Source organism: Herbaspirillum sp. LeCh32-8, assembly GCF_017814915.1.
In the GTDB taxonomy this organism is placed as follows: domain Bacteria; phylum Pseudomonadota; class Gammaproteobacteria; order Burkholderiales; family Burkholderiaceae_D; genus Herbaspirillum.
In genome coordinates, this window is record NZ_JAGIPZ010000009.1 from 130211 (window position 1) to 148949 (window position 18739).

Consider the following 18739-nt stretch of genomic DNA (forward strand, 5'->3'; position numbering starts at 1 on the left):
ACACCATGAGCACCTCATTTCCCTTCCGCATCGGCCAGGGCTACGACTGCCACGCACTGGTCGAGGGCCGTCCGCTGATCCTGGGCGGCGTCGAGATCCCGCACAAGAAAGGCCTGCTCGGCCACTCCGACGCCGACGCGTTGCTGCACGCCATCACCGATGCCCTCTTCGGCGCGGCCGCGCTGGGCGACATCGGCCGCCACTTCCCCGACACCGACCCGCAGTTCAAGGGCGCCGATTCACGCGCGCTGCTGCGCGAAGCCGGCAAGCGCCTGGATGCCGCCGGCTATGCCGTGGGCAACGTCGACGCCACCATCATCGCCCAGCAGCCCAAGATGGCGCCGCATATCCCGACCATGGTCGCCAATGTCGCGACCGACCTGGGGATTGCCGTCGAGCAAGTGAATATCAAGGCCAAAACCAACGAAAAGCTGGGCTATCTGGGCCGTGAGGAAGGGATTGCGGCTGAGGCCGTGGTGCTCATCCACAGCAAAAACCACGCTTGAGTTAATGTCAGCGTTTGACTGGCGGTGCACCGTAGGACAATGCCTGACACGCCAGAACCCGCACCAGACAAGGGATTTGGGAGAGGTGCATGCACCATTTCTCGACAAAAATCGAAATCTAAAGCACAAGCAAAAATAATTAAATATTTAAATTGAAGTTTGCATCTGAAAATAGCTTGCATTCTCGATTTAATGAGTATAATCAGCCCGTCGTTAGGATTCGAGCTGGTAGTGCGGTCATCGCTGTCATTCCTCCCGAGTAACGATAAAGAGCCGGGCGAATAGCCCCAATCAATTAAATTTAGGAGTCCGTAATGGCAACTGGTACCGTCAAGTGGTTCAATGATGCAAAAGGTTTTGGTTTTATCACCCCCGATGAAGGCGGCGAAGATCTGTTCGCTCACTTCTCGGCTATTCAGTCGAACGGTTTCAAGTCGCTGAAGGAAAACCAACGCGTTTCCTTCGAAGTGACCACTGGCCCGAAGGGCAAGCAAGCTTCGAACATCCAGCCTGTTGCTTAATAAGCTACAGCTGAATTAAAAAAAATCCCCGACTTGTCGGGGATTTTTTTCGTCTGCAGGTTTGTACACGGTGACACTCCACGTGCGTTCATACGGAATGTCACCCGGCTGGCCGTTCATGTCATTACACCAGCTCATCCCCTCCCTTTTCCGTTGCATCAATACTTCAGGTTCAACGCCAGCACTGCCGATCGCGGCGTCCCCGGGATGTAGCGGGCCCCACTGTTATTGAGCGCAGCCACGTACTTGCGATCGGCCAGGTTGTACAGATTCAACTGCAGCGAAGCACGCGGGGTCAGCGTGTAGGCAAGCATCGCGTCGAATACCCAATACGATGGCACGCCCGACATGTTGGTGGTGGCACCCGCGGCGTTGTTCAAGCTGCGCACCATGGAGTCGACATAGCGTGCGCCGCCGCCCACCAGCAACGATGGGCTCAGCTGGTAGCTGGTCCAGCCGGTGAAGGACAAGCGCGGCGACCAGTTCAATTGCGCGCCCTGCTGCGCCGCCGAGCCGCTGGTCACCGACGTGTTGACCAGCGCCAACCCGCCGCTGACTGCCCAGGCCGGTGTGATGTTGCCGCTGGCGCCCAGTTCCACGCCCTGGGCGCGCTTGCTGCCGCTCTGCACAAACAGGGTCGAATCGGTGGCGTCCTGCTTGATCTCGTTGCTGATGTCGGTACGGAACAACGCTGCGTTCAAGGCCAGCTTGCGGTCAAATACCTCCCACTTGCTGCCCAGCTCCCAGGTTTTGGTCTGCTGCGGATCGAAGCGCGGATTATCGGCGCTGCTGGCAGAAGCTGCATTCAGACTAAATGTCGCGCCGCCGGGCGGCTGCTGTGAAGTGGCATAGGCCAGGTAGATGCTGCCGATTGGGACCGGCTTGTATAGCGCCGCCAGCTTCCAGTTGGTCAGCACGCCCGACTTGCTCGCGGTGCTGGCAGCACCGGTCGCCGTGACCGACCTGAAATCGGTACGGTACCGGTCCACACGCAAAGCCGCGCTGAACTGCCATTGCGATCCGACATCGATGCTATCGGCGAGGTAGGGAGAAATGGTGTCGGTGCTGCCCAGCGAATAGCCCCCGTTGCGCCCCAGGGTCGTCAATGGCGATTGACCAGGATTGGGGGCATAGAGATTGGCCGGCGGCAGCTGATTGCGCCCGGTGCCGTTATAGAGTTGGTTGCGCTGCTGCTCGCGGGTCAACTCGAGGCCGCCGATGACGGTGTGCTTGACCAACCCGGTGCCGAAGCTGGCGCGCAGATTGGTCTGGTTGGTCCAGATCTCGTTCTCGATATCCTTGGCTTGGCGGATCCGCTCCACCGTCCAGTTGCCGCGATTGGGGCTGGTGGTGTTGAGGCTACCGGGAGCGCCGTCGGCAAAATACGGCGCTGCCAGGATCTGGTGCTGCGTAGTCTGGCCGTAGCGCGTGGTGTTACGCAGGCTCAGGGAGGAGCCGAAATCATGATCCACGCGCAGCGTCGCCATGTCGGAGCGCACACGGTTGTAGTCCGACACCAGGCCGTAGAAATTGGCACGACCGACTTCGGGCGCCGTGCGCGCCGCGGCTGAAGAACTGTAGAAGCCTGCCAGGCCCACCGTTGGAATGCCGCCATCTGGGACATTGTCTTGCTCGATGTGGGTGTAGTACAGCTGGACGCGGGTCGGCGTGCCCAGGCCGTAGGCAATGGTCGGCGAGATTCCCCAACGGTTCTCCTGCGCATTGTGGCGGCCCGGCACGCCGCTTTGCTGTTTCATCAGGTTCAGTCGGAATGCCGATCCGGTCCCGGTGTCAATTGCGCGATTGAGATCGGCAGTGACCCGCTTCTGGTTGCCGCTGCCGTATCCCACGCTGCTGCCGAAGGCATCGGTCATCGAGGCCGACTTGCTCTCCAGGTTGATGTAGCCGGCCGCCGCGCCGCGCCCGTTGTCGGCGGCAGCCGGCCCCTTGAACACTTCGACCTGCTCGACATTGAACATGTCGCGAGTGACCGCCCCGGTATCGCGGATGTTGTCGACGAAAATGCTGCTGGCGCTGGAGACGCCGCGCATGTAGACCGCATCGCCGCTCTGCGAATTGCCGTTCTCGCCTACATTGAACGTCCCCACTCCGGGTGTATTGCGCAGGGCCTCGGTCAGGCTGGTGGCGCCGGTCTGACGCAGCAGCTCGGGCCGGATCACGGTGACAGTTTGCGGCGTGTCCAGCAGCGGCCGCACGAACTTGGGCGAACTTACCGCGTCAGCCTTGAAACTCTCGCCCCGTTCGCTCCTGACCTCAATGCGCGGCAAGGGTTGGTCGGCCTCCTGCGCCACGGCCAGCGGCTGTAGGGACAGCGCGATGGCCGAGGCGGCGATGGATGAATGAATGCGTACGGCGCGGCGGTGCTTGGTGTTGCGGATGTAGGTCATGCGTGTTCCCCGATGGATGTGTTGAAGGCAAAACACCGCTTGCGGGGAAGACGCCAGCGCCCATCCGATGGATCGGACAGGCAACGCGAAATGGGATTGAAGCGGACTGGCGGGAGGCTGGCGGGCGTCAAGTGGCGTACGTCACCCGCGCGGGAAACCTGCCGCATCGCGGTGCGGATGCGCGGCCTCCCGACGGTGAACACGCAATGTAGTCAGGCTGGCCGCCGCCGTGCACGTGCGACGACAAGATACGAACAAATCTCGCCGCATCGCCAGCGACGCGCCGAAAGGCTGTATTGCAGATCCTCAATAAATTTCAGTCTCGCCCAAAGACGCCAAAAAAAAATCCCCGCCCTCTTGCGAGAGGCGGGGATGTTCCGTGACTTGATCAGGCCGGCGTGCAGTCGGCCTGCTGCACCAATCAGATTTCTTCGTACAGCGGCAGCGTCAGGAATTCCGCGAACTGCTCGGAAGTCGACATTTCTTCGAAGATCTTGGCGGCGCGGTCGTAGGTAGCACCGTTGCCGGCCACTTCCTTCACCTTGGCCAGCTCTTCCGGGATCATCGCGCGCACCATGTCGGCGGTGACCTTGCGGCCGTCTTCCAGCTTGCCCTTGGCGCTGCGGATCCACTGCCACACCTGCGCGCGGCTGATCTCGGCGGTGGCCGCATCTTCCATCAGGTTGTGGATCGGCACGCAGCCGTTGCCGGCCAGCCAGGCGCCCAGGTAGTGGATGCCGACGTTGATGTTGTAGCGCAGCCCGGCTTCGGTGATCGGGGTCTCCGGCTGGAAGTTCAGCAGGTCGGCCGCCTTCACGTCCACGTCCGGACGCTGCTTCTCGAACTGGTTGGGCTTGTCGCCCAGCACCGCGACGAATTCCTTCATCGACGCCTCGACCAGGCCCGGGTGCGCAACCCAGCCGCCGTCGTAGCCGTCGGTGGCGTCACGACGCTTGTCGTTGATGATGCCTTGCATGGCCACGGCATTCTTCTCCGGATCGTTCTTGATCGGAATCAGCGCGCTCATGCCGCCGATGGCCGGCGCGCCGCGCTTGTGGCAGGTCTTCAGCAGCAAGAGCGCGTAGGCGCGCATGAACGGCGCGGTCATGGTGACCTTGGCGCGGTCCGCCAGGCAGAAGTCCTTGTCGTTCTTGAACTTCTTGATGCAGGAGAAGATGTAGTCCCAGCGACCGGCGTTCAGGCCCGAGCTGTGCTCGCGCAGTTCGTAGAGGATTTCTTCCATCTCGAAGGCGGCGGTGATGGTTTCGATCAGCACGGTGGCCTTGATGGTGCCCTGCGGCAGGCCAATCTCGTTTTGTGCCATCACGAAGATGTCGTTCCACAGTCGGGCTTCCAGGTGCGATTCCATCTTCGGCAGGTAGAAGTACGGACCGGCGCCGCGCGCCAGCTGCTCCTTGGCATTATGGAACAGGAACAGCGCGAAGTCGAAGATGCCGCCGGAGATACGCTTGCCGTCGATGGTGACGTGCTTCTCGTCCAGGTGCCAACCGCGCGGACGCACCACCAGGGTGGCGATCTTGTCGTTGAGCTTGTAGCTCTTGCCGTTCGATTCCAGCGAGATGGTGCGGCGGATCGCGTCGGACAGATTGATCTGGCCGCTGATCTGGTTATCCCATACCGGCGAGTTGGAATCCTCGAAGTCGGTCATGTAGCTGTCGGCGCCCGAGTTGAAGGCGTTGATGACCATCTTACGCTCGACCGGGCCGGTGATTTCCACGCGGCGGCACTTCAGCGCCTCGGGGATCGGCGCGATCTTCCAGTCGCCGGTGCGGATGGACTCGGTTTCCTTCAGGAAGTCGGGGCGCTCACCGGCGTCCAGACGCTTGACGCGCTCGACACGGGCGGCCAGCAGTTCCTGGCGGCGGCCTTCGAAGGCGCGCGAGAGTTTGGCCACCAGCGACAGGGCCTCGAAGGTCAGGACGTTTTCGTAACCCGGTTTGATTTCACCGGTGATTTCCATGCCGGCGGGCAGCTTCAGTTGCGTCATGCTGGACTCCTTAAAAGAATTGAAATGGCTTGAGCGTGCTATTCCCTATTTCAGCCCCGCGTTCGGATGAGAAGGGGTAGTGCCAGGCGCGGCGCGCCGCTCAGGGAGGCCCCCTGTGCAAGCGCCGCAACACCGCAATACCCCTTCTCATCCGAACCCTGCGGGCAGCCTCGTAACAGGGCCGCCTGCTGCGTTACTCCTTCTTGCCGTAGTTCCGCTACGTCGCGTCGTCGCGCCTTGCATTCGACCCTGTTACGAAGCTGCGCGGGGACTGAAATAGGAAATAACACGCTCACGGATTGTGCCCGATGCGCGGCCATTTACCGCATTGCATCAGGAATTTTATGTACGCAGTATATTTAAACTAAATCGATATGAGTCGAACGTTTTATCAATTTATCTTTGCGTTTTAGTCACAAGTGGCAAGATAATCGGAAATACCCGTTTTTTGGCATCGCTCAGGGGCTTTCCATGGATCAGTTCAAGCAGATTTCGACCTTCGCCGAAGTGGTCGCGCGCGGCAGCCTGTCCGCCGCGGCCCGCGCCGAAGGCATTGCGCCGGCCATGATCGGACGCCGGCTCGACGCGCTGGAAGAGCGGCTGGGCGTCAAGCTGCTCCAGCGCACCACGCGCAAGATCGCGCTGACCAACGAAGGCGCGGCCTTCCTGGAAGACTGCCAGCGCATCCTGGCCGACCTGGAAGACGCCGAATCCGCCGTCTCCGAGCGCAGCGCGCGCGCCTCCGGCGACCTGCTGATCTCCGCGCCGGCCGGTTTCGGCCGCCAGCACGTGGCGCCGCTGGTGCCCTCCTTCCTGGCCGAGCACCGCGACGTTACGCTCACCTTGAACCTGAACGACCGCATCGCCGACGTCATCGGCGAAGGCATCGATGTCGCCATCCGCATCGCCACGCTGACCGACTCCAACCTGGTCAGCGTCAAGCTGGCCGACAACCACCGCGTGATCGTCGCCGCGCCCTCCTACCTACGCCGCCACGGCACGCCGCAAACGCCCGACGACCTGGCGCGCCACAACTGCCTCACCATGAGCAGCGAGGGCAGCCAGCGCGGCTGGACGCTGAAGCAGTCGGGCAAGGTCGGCGTGCAGAAGATCGGCGGCAACATGGTCTGCAACGACGGCGAAGTACTGCACAACTGGGCGCTGGCCGGGCGCGGCCTGGCGTGGCGCTCGATGTGGGAGGTCGGCGCCGCCATCGAGGCCGGCGAGCTGATCACGGTGCTGGACAAATTCGCCGCGCCCGCGCCTTCGATCTACGCCGTGTTCGCCCAGCGCCGCCACCTGCCGCTGCGCATCCGTGCGTTTGTCGACTTCCTGCGGCACGCCTATGCGCAGCCGGATTACTGGCGGCGAGGCTCTTGATCTCTCCCGATCCTGCAACTCCCGGGTTGCGATAAATTTCGCTTGCATTTTGGTTTCCAAGGAAACTAAAATGCAATCAAACAGGTTTCCCAGGAAACCAATTTATCTGACAGGATCCCCATGACCTCAAACAAGAAGCCACTACACGCCAGCCCATTGGAAAGCCATCTCGGTTTCTGGCTGCGCTTCGTCTCCAACCACGTCTCCGCGCGCTTCGCCGCACTGGTCGAAGAGCAAGGCATCACGGTGTCCGAATGGGTGGCCCTGCGCCACCTCTTCGACAGCGACGGCGCCGCCGCCGGTGAACTGGTCGATACGCTGGGCATGACCAAGGGCGCCGTCTCCAAACTGGTCGGCCGGCTCGAGGAAAAACAGCTGCTTGCGCGCGCCGCCAGCCCGGAAGACGGCCGCGCCCAGACGTTGGCGCTCACGGCGCAAGGCCGGAAACTGGTGCCCGCCCTGGCGGAGCTGGCCGACAAGAACGACGCCCTGTTCTTCGGCCACCTGCCGGCGGAAAAGCGCGAAGAACTCATCGCCATCCTGCGCGAGATCACGCAACGGCACCAGCTGCGCGCCCTTCCCACTGAATGAACCGAGGAGAAACACCATGATGGAAAAGCACATGGCCGACGCGGCCGCCCAATGCCTGCAAGATTCCTTGTCCGGCGCAAAACACTTCGGCCAGATCGTCGCGGCCTTGCAGGAGGCGGGCATCGAATCCTACTTCGCGGACTACCGCGGAGCTTGCACCACCTACTATGCCGGCGGCCAGTCATTGGCCTTGCCCCTGCCCATGCCGGAACAGGAAATCGCCGATCGCTTCGACGCCGCCGCCGTGCAGGAGGCGATCCGCGGCGCCCAGCGCGGCGAGGTGAAGTATCCCCGCTTCAAGCAGCTGACCATGGCGGCAGGGTGCATCGGCTACATGACGTGGATCGCAGGTCGCCACGTTGCCTATTTCGGCCGCCGCGGTGAAGTGCATGTCGAACGCTTCCCGTCCTGATGCGCATGGCCGGGTAAGTATCCGGTAAGGCTCCCCGGGGGATGATCCGCTGTCCTTTCCCTTCCCCCTCGACACGGAGCCTCCATGCGCAACACGCTTTTCCGCTTCTCCCACCTGGCCTGCGCGGCCGCCCTTCTGGCGTCCGGCGCCGCCCACGCCCAGCAGGGCGCGGCCCAGCCGGCCGCCGCCGATCCCGATGCACAGGAAGGCCAGTGGGCCCTGGGCGCCGGCGTGGGCGTCGAACGCAGCCCCTACGCCGGCTACGGCAACAAGACCCGGGCGCTGCCGCTGCTTATGTACAATGGCCGCTATTTCCGCTTCGCCGGCACCACCGCCGACCTCAAGCTGGGCGCGCTGGGCCCGGTCGGCTTCACGCTGCGCGCCCGCTACGCCGACGACGGCTACGACGGCAGCGACGCCCCCATCCTGAACGGCATGGAAAAACGCAAGGGCGGCTTCTGGCTCGGCGCCAGCGCGATGTGGCGCAATCCCTGGGCCGACTTGTCGCTGGAATGGCTGGCCGACGCCTCCGGCAACAGCCACGGCCAGACCGTGAAGCTGCAGGCCGAGCACCGCTTCACCGCCGGCCGCTTCACGCTGGCGCCTTACCTGGGAGTGAACTGGATGAGCAGCGACTACGTGGACTACTACTTCGGCGTGCGCCAGAACGAGGTCACCGCCCAGCGCCGCGCCTACCAGGGCAGCTCCACCGCCAACCTGGTCGGCGGCCTGCGCACCGACTACCGCTTCACGCAATCGCAATCGATGTTCCTCGACCTGCGCATGACCCACTACGGCTCCGGCATCACCGACAGCCCGCTGGTGGACCGCAGCAACTCGCCGTCGGCGCGCATCGGCTATCTCTATCGCTTCTGACCCTGCCATCCCGCCCATGATGAACCGCATCGCCCTGCTCGAAGACCATGAGCGCATGGCCGCCCTGGTGGCCAAGGCGCTGGCAGCGGCCGGCATTGAGACCGACGTCTACGCCTCGATCTCGCAAGCCACCATCGGGCTGGAGCAGATCCGCTACCCGGCGCTGGTGGTGGACCGCAACCTGCCCGACGGCGACGGCCTGGAGCTGGTGCGCAAGCTGCGCGCGCGGCGCATCGACACGCCCTGCCTGATGCTGACCGCGCGCGACGCCCTGCACGACCGCATCAGCGGCCTGGAGGCCGGCGCCGACGACTACCTGCCCAAGCCCTTCTCGATGGAAGAGTTGGTGGCGCGGGTGCGCGCGCTGATGCGGCGCGCGCCGCATCAGCAGAGCCTGGCGCCGGAGCACGGCGACGTGCGCATCGATCCGGTGGAAAGCCGCATGGCCTGCGGCGAGGAATCGATCTCGCTGTCGCCGGCCGAGCTGCAGCTGATGCTGGTCATGGTGCGCGCCGGCGGCGCCATGGTCAGGCGCACCGCGCTGGAAGCGGCGGCCTGGGGCATCGGCGAGCCGGTCACGCCCAACGCGCTGGACGTGGCCCTGCACCGGCTGCGGCGCAAGCTCAACGGCATCGATTCGCGCCTGCAGATCGCCAACCAGCGCGGCCTGGGCTATGCCCTGAAGGAAAACCATGCCGCCTGAAGCGCCGGGCTCCACGCATGGCCGCTGGCCGTGCTCGCGCAGCCTCTCGCTGCACCTGCTGGGCGTCACCGCCATCGTGCTGGCCCTGGCCGGCGCGACAGTGGTCGGCACCATCGCCGCCGTACTGCGGTGGGGCCCCGAACTGGCGATGGACCACATGCTGGAAGTCAACGCCGGGCGCGTGATCGATGGCCTGAAGTTCGACGCCGACGGCAAGCCCTTCAAGGTGGTCATCAACAACCGGCTGGAAGCCGCCTACGAGGTGCTGAAGAAGGATTGCGTCTACCGCGTGCTGGATGCCGACGGCGCGGTGCTGCTGGCCTCCGACGACGCCGCCTCGCCCTATACCCTTCCCGGCGCCGCCTTCGATCCCTTGCAGGAGCGCCTGAGCCTGACCTTGGACGGCGAGAAGCTGCAGGTCATCACCGAAGCCTTCGAGCACGCCGGCCGCCGCATGTTCGTGCAGGTCATGCGCAGCGACCGGCTGCAGCGCATCGCGCTGGACAACAATACCCAGCGTGTGCGTTCGCTGACCATCATCGCCGCCATCGTCGGCATGGCGCTGTTCTCCGTCGTCGTCGTGATCACGCTGCACCAGCTGCTCAAGCCGCTGCGCCGGGCGGCGGCTGCGGCCTCGGTGATCGATACCGACAATCTCTCGACGCGGCTGTCGCTGCAAGACGTGCCGCGCGAACTGGCGCCGCTGTTCAATTCGGTCAACCTGGCGCTGGACCGGCTGGAAAAAGGCTACCAGCAGCAGCGCGAGTTCCTCGCCACCGCCGCCCACGAGCTGAAGACGCCGCTGGCGCTGATGCGCGGCCAGGTCGAGCTGGACGCATCCGGCGAGCGCCGGATGCTGCTGCAGGACATCGACCAGATGGCGCGCCAGGTGCACCAGCTGCTGCACCTGGCCGAAGCCAGCGAGCGCAACAACTACCGGATGCTGGACATCGATCCCTACCAGGCGCTGGCCCAGGCCGGCGCCCAGCTGGAGCGGCTGGCGCAGCGCCGCCGCGTGCGCATCGTGTTCATGGCGGCCGCAGCCAATGCGCCGGCGCTGATCCACGCCGACCCGGGCGCGCTGTCGGTGCTGTCGAAGAACCTGCTGGAGAACGCCATCCACCACAGCCCCGAAGGCGGCGCGGTGACGATGCATGCGGATGAATATGGATTGTCGGTGCGCGACGAGGGCCTGGGCATCCCGCCCGAAGCCATGCCGCACCTGTTCGAGCGCTTCTGGCGCGGCCCGCACCGGCGCGACGACGGCGCCGGACTGGGCTTGTCTATCTGCGCCGAGATCGCCCGCGCGCACGGCTGGGAACTGCGGGCGTCCAACGCCCACCGCGGCGCCTTGTTCGAGGTGAGGTTCAAGCCGGCCACGGCTCACGCGCCGCAAACCCCGCCGCCAATCCGGCCATCGCTTCCTGAGGGCTACCAGTTGCCGTAGGTGGCCACCACGCCGCGCCACAGTGCGTCGCGCTCCTGGCCGAAGTGGTTGCCGCTGGCGTCGCCCGATGCCTCCTTGCCCACGCCCATGTGCACCATCACCAACTTGCGTTCCGGATCGACGAAGATGGCCTGGCCGTAGATGCCCAGCAAGGCGAAGCGGCGCGAACCGCCCGGCATGATCCAGGTCTGCAGGCCATAGCCGAAATAGGTGGCGCCGTGGCTGTCGACCATGGTCCCGGGCCGGAACGACGGCGGCTGGCGCGCGGCGTCGGTCATGTCGAGCAGGTGTTCACGGCTTACCACCTGGCGCCCGTTGGCCACGCCGTCATCGGCCAGCATCATGCCCAGGCGGGCATAGTCGTAGACGATGGCATTGAAGCCGCCGGCGGCGATCGGCTCGCGGTCGACCGGATTGAGCAGCCACGATGCCGTCGCCGCTGCACCGATGGGCTGCCAGATCTGTTCCCCTATCCACCGGCACAAACCCTGGCCGGTCGCCGCTTCCAGCACCAACCCCAGCACCATTGTCTGGGCCCCGGCGTAGTTGAAGCGCGCACCCTCGGGATCGGCGCGCTCGGTGACGCTGAGCGCCGCCTGCAGCGCGCCTTGCCGATGCAGCACCGCGTTGACGCGGGCGCGGTCGTCGTTGGGCGTGTAATCCTCCACGAAGCGCGCGCCCGAGGCCATGCGCATCAGATTGATCAAGCGGGTGCCGCCATACAGCGAACCCTGCAACGCCGGCAGGTAGTCTTGCGCCAGGTCGTCCAGCGAACGGATCTTGCCCTCCTCCAGCGCGCGCATGATGCCCAGCGCGACGATGGTCTTGCCCATGGAGTTGGAGAGCATGCGCATCTCCGGCGTGCGGTCGTAGTTGTAACGCTCGGCGACGATGCGGCCGTCCTTGATCACCACCACCGCGGTAGCGCGCTGGCGCTGCATGTAATCGTCAAGAGAATAGCTGCCGCCGCGGAAGCGGTAGCGGATGTCGGTCTGCGGCTCGGCCTTCTCCAATGTGCTCGGATGATCCGACGGCGGCTGCGTGCATGAAGGCGCGATGCGGTCCATCGCGCTGAAGGAGCCGACGATATAGCGCTGCTGGTAAGCCTGCGCCAGGTTGGGCGCGCGCGGGTAGCCTGCATCACGCCCCAGCGCCTGTTCGTCGGGCGCTGCCATGACGCCGGTGCAGGCCGCCGCCAGCAGCGCCGGCGGCACCAGCGACACCAGGCGCCGCCATGCAGACAACACGTTGGTCCCCGAAGCGTTCTTGCGTTTCATATCTCCCCGCATGCGATGTGATCGATGTGACGCGATAGTGCCTGCGCCCTCTGACAAAGCACTGACGCGCGCCATGAAAAATGGCGCCCGCAGGCGCCATGGTTCCGGATCATCGGCAGGCTCAGTCGCGCGCGGCCAGCTGGTTGGTCGGCGTAATGTCGATCTCGCGTCGCGCCGGCTGCTCGCCCGGCTGCAGCGTGAAGATGCTGACCACGCGCGTGAGCGTGTCGGCCTGGTTCTGCATCGAGGCCGCCGCTGCGGCAGCCTCTTCCACCAGCGCGGCGTTCTGTTGCGTCACTTGGTCCATCTGGGTGATGGCATGGTTGATCTGCTCGATGCCGCTGGTCTGCTCGGCGCTGGCGGCGCTGATCTCGGCCACGATATCGGTCACGCGGCGCACGCTGGAGACCACTTCGGTCATGGTCGCGCCGGCCTGCTCGACCAGCTTGCTGCCGGTGTCGACCTTGGACACGGAGTCGTCGATCAGGGTCTTGATTTCTTTCGCCGCCGACGCCGAACGTTGCGCCAGCGAGCGCACCTCGGAGGCCACCACCGCAAAGCCGCGGCCCTGTTCGCCGGCGCGCGCTGCTTCCACCGCCGCGTTCAGCGCCAGGATGTTGGTCTGGAACGCAATGCCGTCGATCACGCTGATGATGTCGACGATCTTGCGCGACGACTCGTTGATGGCGCCCATGGTATCGACCACCTGGCTCACCACGCCGCCGCCCTGCTCGGCCACCTCAGAGGCGGACACCGCCAGCTGGCTGGCCTGGCGCGCGTTGTCGGCATTCTGGCGCACGGTGGAGATCAACTCTTCCATGGCCGACGCGGTCTCTTCCAGCGAACTGGCCTGCTCCTCGGTACGCGAGGACAAGTCGAGGTTGCCGGCGGCGATTTCCGCCGAGGCGGTGGTGATGGTGTCGGTGCCGCTGCGCACGTTGCTGACGATGCCGCGCAGGCTGCTATTCATGTCCTTCAAGGACTGCAGCAGCTGGCCGGTCTCATCCTTGGATTTCACCTGCACGTCGCTGGACAGATCGCCTTCGGCCACACGACGCGAGATGCTCACCGCCGTGTCCAACGGACGCGTGATGCCCACCGTCAGGTAACGCGCGCAGACCACGCCCAAGAGCAGGATCAATCCTTCCAGCACCAGGATCAGCGTGCGGCTCTTGGCGGCGATCACGTCGATCTCCTGCGCGGTCTCGTCGATCTCCTTGCGCTGCAACTCCACCAGCTCGCGCATCGCGTCCTGATAGGCATTGGAGGCCGGCACGAAGACCTTGTCCAAGATGCGCGCGGCCTCCTCGGCATTGCCGGCGGCCTTGGCCTTGTTGATCTCGTCGCGCGAGGAGAGGTAGAGCTTGCGCTGGTCGCTGATCTTCTGGAACAGCGCTTTTTCCTGCGGCGTGCTCAACAGTGCCTCGACCTTCTTCTGGTACTCGCCGGAACTCTTGGAGGAGGCTGCCGCCTCTTCGGCGAAATACGGGCCCAGCGCCGGGTCGTTGCTCTTGGCGATGGCGATGGTGCGGCGGATGCCGGCGGCCAGGTTGGAATACCAGTCGGCCATCAGGCGCTCGGTCTTCAGCGGCTCGTCCATCATCTCGCGCGTGGCGGCCGATACGTTCTCCAGGCGCCACAGGCCGATGCCGGCGATGACGATGGAGAAGGTAAGAATGAGGGCAAAGCCCAGCGTGAGGCGTTTGCCAATTTTCATGTTGCCGATGAAATTCATGTCGTAAGTCCCTGTGTCGCGCGCCTTTGCGGCGTCGCCATTTTCTTGTGTTGGTGCTGATCCTGCAGCGTCTGGTGCTTGTTATTGTTTTATCTACATTCACCTGCGCGAACATAGAGTTGCACTATGGCACGCGGCGGATGAAGGAACAAGAAAGCTAAACGAGGAACAGGCGCCCATTGCGCCCTTACTTCGCCATTGCGTCAAAAAGCCTGCAATTGGCCTGGCATGCGGGACTCAGCCGGCGGGATTGCTTGAACTTTTGCCAAGAAGCTCACCCATGGCGCGGTAAAAGCGTTCGTCGGCCAGCAAGCCGACATTGAAGCGCGACCATGGCACCTGCTCGTCAGTGTCCAGCCGGAAAATGCTACCCGGAGCCAGCACGATGTTGCGCGCCATCAGGCCTTGAGCCAGTGCCTTGGCGTCGTCGAATTGCGGAAAGCGCGCCCACAGATACATCGATTGCTGCGGCGTGCAAAAGAGCTCCGCGCCGAGCTGTTCCAGCAGGTGGCGCGCGTGATCGGTAGCATGCGTGAGGCGGTCGCGCAGACGCGCGGTGTGACGGCTGAAATGGCCGTCCGAAAGAATCACGTCCAGCGTGCGCTCGCAGTACTCGGAGCTGGAGACGTGCACCAGCATCTTGATGTCGGCCAGGTCGCTGGCGAGATCGCGGTGGCAGGCGATAAAGCCCACGCGCAAGGCCGCCGATACCGACTTCGAAAAGCTGCCGATGTAGATCGTGCGGCGCAGCTGATCCAGCGTGGAAATACGTGCGGCGGTAGCCGGCTTGAAATCGGCGAAGGCGTCGTTCTCGACGATGACGGCGTTGTAGCGTTCGGCCAGCTGCAGGATCTTGTGGGCCTTGTGCGGCGAGGTGTCGGAGGCGGTCGGATTGTGCGCCAGCGACTGCGTGAAGAACAGCGGCGGCTTGCCCGGCAGCTTCAGCTCGCGCTCCAGCGCATCGACGTCCGGCCCGTCGGCCAGGCGCGGGATGCCGACGATACGCGCGCCGGACAGCTTCAGCTTCCCGTACAGCATGTAGTAGCCGGGCTCGTCGACCAACACGCGATCGCCGGGCCGGATGAAGTTGCGGATCACGATGTCCAGCGCCTGGTTGGCGCCGTGGGTCAGCACGATCTGCCCGGTGGCCGCCTCGATGCCATGCTGCGCCAGCTTGTGCGCCAGGTGCTGGCGCAGCGGCAGGTAACCGAAGCGGCTGCCGTAGCCGAACAGCGCGCCGATGCCGGTGCGCACCACCTTCTGGTGGAACTTGTCCAGGCGCACATCGTTGAGCCACTCCAGCGGCGGAAAACCGTCACCCAGGCGCAGGTGCGCGGGATCGCTCTTCAACTGTTCGCGCATCAGCCACACCACGTCCATGGCGCGACTCAGCGAACCTTCATCGTCTTCCTGCAACTGCGGCGGCGCCGCGCACACGAAGAAGCCGGAACCGCGACGCGGCTCGACCACGCCCAGCGCGGTCAGCTCGTCGAACACGTTGACGATGGTGTTCTTGGCGCAGTCATGCCGGGTCGCCATGTCGCGTATCGACGGCAGGCGACTGCCCGGCGGATGGACGCCCTCTTCGATCTGTCGGCGTATCAGTTGCACCAGCCGCGCGGTCAGCGTGCCGCCGCTGCGGTTGGCGTGGGTTTCGGTGGCCATGGTCTCTTCCGTTGATTTTTATTGTTGCATCGCAAAGCGATTGTCCTGGGTACAGCGCTAGCACTGTTGGCAGAAACTGTACCCATTTGAATTGGTACACGCTTGCTATTCTGCTTCAAATTCAGCGCCATGAGCGCATGACGCGCTCAACAAGCATCCCGCCACATCCAACGATAAAGAGAGACCCGCACCGATGAGCAATACCGCGCCGACTTCCCCCGATTCCGCCGATTCCCGCCTGCCCGGCTTTCGCTCCTTCACGCCCGAACAACGCCTGGCCGAAGTGTCCCGCCTGGCCGGGCTCGACGCTGCAGAGCAAACCCTGATCGGCCAGCCCGGCGCGCTGCCGCTGGCCACCGCCAACGGCATGATCGAGAACGTAGTCGGCACCTTCCAGCTGCCGCTGGGCGTGGCCGGCTACTTCCAGTTGAACGGCCGCGACGTGCTGGTGCCGATGGCGGTGGAAGAACCGTCGGTAGTGGCCGCCGCCTCCTTCATGGCCAAGCTGATCCGCGACTGCGGCGGCTTCCAGACCTCCAGCAGCGCGCCGCTGATGCGCGCCCAGATCCAGTTGATCGGCGTCACCGATCCGCACGGCGCGCGCCTGGCCATCCTGAAGGAAAAACAGGCCATCCTCGACATCGCCAACAGCCGCGACCAGTTGTTGAACAAACTGGGCGGCGGTTGCCGCGACATCGAAGTGCACGTCTTCCCCAACACCCGCCGCGGCGCGATGGTGGTCACGCACCTGATCGTCGACGTGCGCGACGCGATGGGCGCCAACACCGTCAACACCATGGCCGAGGCGGTGGCGCCGCATATCGAGAAGATCACCGGCGGCAAGGTGCGCCTGCGCATTCTCTCCAACCTGGCCGACCTGCGCCTGGCGCGCGCGCGCGTGAAGGTCTCGGCCAAGGTGTTGGGAACCGAGCAGTACAGCGGCGAGGAAGTCATCAACGGCATCGTCGACGCCTATGAATTTGCCGCCGTCGACCCCTACCGCGCGGCCACCCACAACAAGGGCATCATGAACGGCATCGACCCGGTGATCGTCGCCACCGGCAACGACTGGCGCGCGGTGGAAGCCGGCGCCCACGCCTACGCCAGCCGCAATGGCCACTACACCTCGCTGACGCATTGGGAAATCGCTGCCGACGGCGACCTGGTGGGCACGCTGGAAGTCCCGATGCCGGTCGGCCTGGTCGGCGGCGCCACCAAGACCCACCCGGCGGCGCGCGCGGCGCTGAAGATCCTCAAGGTGCAAAGCGCCCAGGAGCTGGCCGAGGTCGCGGTCGCCGTCGGCCTGGCGCAGAACATGGCGGCGCTGCGCGCGCTGGCCACCGAAGGCATCCAGCGCGGCCACATGGCCCTGCACGCGCGCAACATCGCGCTGGCGGCCGGCGCCAACCCGGAGGAAATGGATTGGCTGGTGCAGCAGATGGTGGCCAAGCACGACGTGCGGGTGGACTACGCCGCGCAACTGCTGGCGCAAAAGCGCGCACAATAAGCCGGCCCGCACAAGACGGCAACTGATGCACCCAAGCAGCAGATGCACCCAAGCGCCGCCATCAGGCGGCCGATAAAAATCAGACAGGAGACAGCACCATGAACAAACCCACACTGCGCGGCAAGACGCCACGCCTGCTCGCAGCATCGCTGGCTGTCGCCGGCGCCCTCGCCTGCGCCGCCGGCGCCCAGGCGCAGGTGTCCAACGACACCGTGCGCATCGGCTTCATCACCGACATGTCCGGCCCCTATGCCGACACCGACGGCGCCGGCGGCCTGGAGGCGATCCGCATGGCGGTGGCCGACTACGGCGGCAAGGTGCTGGGCAAGCCGATCGAAGTGATGTCGGCCGACCACCAGAACAAGGCCGACATCGCCGCCACCCGCGCCCGCGAGTGGGCCGACGAACGCGGCCTGGACATGCTGGTGGGCGGCGTCAACTCGGCCACCGCGCTGGCGATGAACAAGGTGATGGCGGAGAAGAAGCGCGTCTACATCAACATCGGCGCCGGCAGCGCGCGCCTGACCAATGAGGAATGCACGCCCTACACCGTGCACTATGAATACGACACCGTGGCCCTGGCCAAGGGCACCGGCATGGCGGTGTTGAAGCAAGGCGGCAAGTCGTGGTATTTCCTGGAGGCCGACTACGCCTTCGGCCGCGCGCTGGCCACCGACACCGCCGCCGTGGTCAAGGCCAACGGCGGCACCGTGGTGGGCTCGGTGAAGCACCCGCTGTTCGCCTCCGACATGTCGTCCTTCCTGCTGCAGGCGCAGGCGTCGAAGGCGCAGATCCTGGGCCTGGCCAATGCCGGCGACGACACCGTCAATGCCATCAAGGCGGCCAAGGAATTCGGCATCACCAAGACCATGAAGCTGGTCGGCCTCTTGATGGTGATCAACGACATCCACGCGCTGGGCCTGGCCAACGCCGAGGGCCTGATGATGACCGACAGCTGGTACTGGGACAAGGATGAGGCCTCGCGCAAGTTTGCCAACCGCTTCTTCCTGAAGATGAAGAAGATGCCCAGCACCCACCAGGCCGCCGCCTACTCCGCCACCACCACCTACCTGAAGGCGGTGCAAGCGGCCGGCACCGACGACTCGACCAAGGTCATGGCGCAGCTGAAGAAGAGCAAGATCGACGACTTCTACAACAAGGGCTACATCCGCGCCGACGGCCGCAACATCCACGACATGTACCTCTACCAGGTGAAGTCGCCGGCCGAGTCGAAGAAGCCCTGGGACTACCTGAAGCTCCTGGAAACCATCCCGGGCGAGCAGGCGTTCACCACCGTGGCGGAGTCGAAGTGCAGCTTGCTGAAGCAATAAGGCAGTCGGCACGCTGAACAGGCGTTCATTGATACGCGACGGACGACGCTGGGTCCCTGCTTTCGCAGGGACGACACGAAAGAGGTGGCTTGAACCCACGACTGCACGATCCCCGCCCCTTTCTGTCGTTCCTGCGAAAGCAGGAACCCAGTGTCGTTCACCCAAGCCGGCACAAGCTCCCCTGACCAAAACATCGCCCGGCCTTACGATGCCGCAAGACCGAACTTGAACACCTGACGGCTCAAACCACCGCCTCCTTGTCGTTCCTGCGAAAGCAGGAACCCAGCGTCGTTAGCGATCGCCTGCACCACCACTCCCTGCGCAAACCCGCCCCGTCAGCCTTTCGTCAGCACGAAGCGCTTGCACAAGCCG

Annotated in this window: 15 protein-coding genes; 10 read left to right on the forward strand and 5 right to left on the reverse strand. The window is 64.5% G+C overall.

Features of this window, described 5'->3' with window-relative positions; all coding sequences use genetic code 11:
• Positions 1–5 precede the first annotated feature (5 nt).
• Together ispF and J8I26_RS16280 are read left to right on the forward strand one after the other, a co-directional pair.
• A complete protein-coding gene (ispF, locus tag J8I26_RS16275; protein ID WP_209608157.1) occupies positions 6–506 on the forward strand; it encodes a 2-C-methyl-D-erythritol 2,4-cyclodiphosphate synthase in 501 nt (166 codons plus the stop codon).
• Between the two features lie 314 nt (positions 507–820).
• A complete protein-coding gene (locus J8I26_RS16280; RefSeq protein ID WP_050468323.1) occupies positions 821–1027 on the forward strand; it encodes a cold-shock protein in 207 nt (68 codons plus the stop codon).
• Positions 1028–1185: 158 nt separating this feature from the next.
• Here the strand turns inward: J8I26_RS16280 and J8I26_RS16285 are convergent, their stop codons facing one another.
• Together J8I26_RS16285 and aceB are read right to left on the reverse strand one after the other, a co-directional pair.
• Entirely contained in the window at positions 1186–3435 is a 2250-nt protein-coding gene (locus J8I26_RS16285) for a catecholate siderophore receptor Fiu (RefSeq protein WP_209608158.1), read from the reverse strand.
• 421 nt (positions 3436–3856) lie between these two features.
• The gene (aceB, locus tag J8I26_RS16290; protein WP_209608159.1) at positions 3857–5443 is read right to left on the reverse strand and encodes a malate synthase A; all 1587 of its coding nucleotides are present in this window, start codon (positions 5441–5443) and stop codon (positions 3857–3859) included.
• A 471-nt stretch (positions 5444–5914) separates the two neighbouring features.
• Here aceB and J8I26_RS16295 point away from each other — a divergent pair, with 471 nt between their 5' ends.
• The 6 genes from J8I26_RS16295 (at position 5915) to J8I26_RS16320 (ending at position 10852) form a co-directional block, all read left to right on the forward strand.
• Positions 5915–6823: a LysR family transcriptional regulator gene (locus J8I26_RS16295; protein ID WP_209608160.1), complete on the forward strand. Its 909-nt coding sequence runs from the start codon at positions 5915–5917 to the stop codon at positions 6821–6823.
• A gap of 120 nt (positions 6824–6943) precedes the next feature.
• Positions 6944–7414: a MarR family winged helix-turn-helix transcriptional regulator gene (locus tag J8I26_RS16300; protein ID WP_209608161.1), complete on the forward strand. Its 471-nt coding sequence runs from the start codon at positions 6944–6946 to the stop codon at positions 7412–7414.
• Positions 7415–7430: 16 nt separating this feature from the next.
• Positions 7431–7826 carry a DUF1398 family protein gene (locus tag J8I26_RS16305; RefSeq protein WP_245200368.1) on the forward strand — a complete coding sequence of 132 codons (396 nt, stop codon included), beginning with the start codon at positions 7431–7433 and terminating at the stop codon, positions 7824–7826.
• An 84-nt stretch (positions 7827–7910) separates the two neighbouring features.
• Positions 7911–8702, forward strand: coding sequence for a MipA/OmpV family protein (locus tag J8I26_RS16310; RefSeq protein ID WP_209608162.1), 792 nt, complete (start codon positions 7911–7913; stop codon positions 8700–8702).
• Positions 8703–8721: 19 nt separating this feature from the next.
• Complete coding sequence (locus tag J8I26_RS16315; RefSeq protein WP_209608224.1) at positions 8722–9405, forward strand: response regulator transcription factor; 684 nt, start codon at positions 8722–8724, stop codon at positions 9403–9405.
• On the forward strand, positions 9395–10852 hold the full coding sequence (locus J8I26_RS16320; protein WP_209608163.1) for an ATP-binding protein: 1458 nt from the start codon (positions 9395–9397) through the stop codon (positions 10850–10852). Before J8I26_RS16315 ends, J8I26_RS16320 begins: the two co-directional genes overlap by 11 nt.
• On the opposite strand, the gene J8I26_RS16325 is transcribed toward J8I26_RS16320, so the two are convergent.
• The 3 genes from J8I26_RS16325 to J8I26_RS16335 all read right to left on the reverse strand — a co-directional run bounded on the left by J8I26_RS16325 (position 10837) and on the right by J8I26_RS16335 (position 15529).
• Positions 10837–12129 carry a serine hydrolase gene (locus J8I26_RS16325; protein ID WP_245200369.1) on the reverse strand — a complete coding sequence of 431 codons (1293 nt, stop codon included), beginning with the start codon at positions 12127–12129 and terminating at the stop codon, positions 10837–10839. The two genes, J8I26_RS16320 and J8I26_RS16325, sit on opposite strands and share 16 nt — an antisense overlap.
• 121 nt (positions 12130–12250) lie before the next feature.
• On the reverse strand, positions 12251–13864 hold the full coding sequence (locus J8I26_RS16330; protein WP_209608164.1) for a methyl-accepting chemotaxis protein: 1614 nt from the start codon (positions 13862–13864) through the stop codon (positions 12251–12253).
• 237 nt (positions 13865–14101) lie between these two features.
• The gene (locus J8I26_RS16335) at positions 14102–15529 is read right to left on the reverse strand and encodes a PLP-dependent aminotransferase family protein (RefSeq protein ID WP_209608165.1); all 1428 of its coding nucleotides are present in this window, start codon (positions 15527–15529) and stop codon (positions 14102–14104) included.
• 193 nt (positions 15530–15722) lie between these two features.
• Between J8I26_RS16335 and J8I26_RS16340 the strand changes: the two genes are divergently transcribed.
• Together J8I26_RS16340 and J8I26_RS16345 are read left to right on the forward strand one after the other, a co-directional pair.
• A complete protein-coding gene (locus J8I26_RS16340; RefSeq protein WP_209608166.1) occupies positions 15723–17036 on the forward strand; it encodes a hydroxymethylglutaryl-CoA reductase, degradative in 1314 nt (437 codons plus the stop codon).
• A gap of 98 nt (positions 17037–17134) precedes the next feature.
• Complete coding sequence (locus tag J8I26_RS16345; protein ID WP_245200370.1) at positions 17135–18367, forward strand: ABC transporter substrate-binding protein; 1233 nt, start codon at positions 17135–17137, stop codon at positions 18365–18367.
• The last annotated feature ends 372 nt before the right edge of the window (positions 18368–18739 follow it).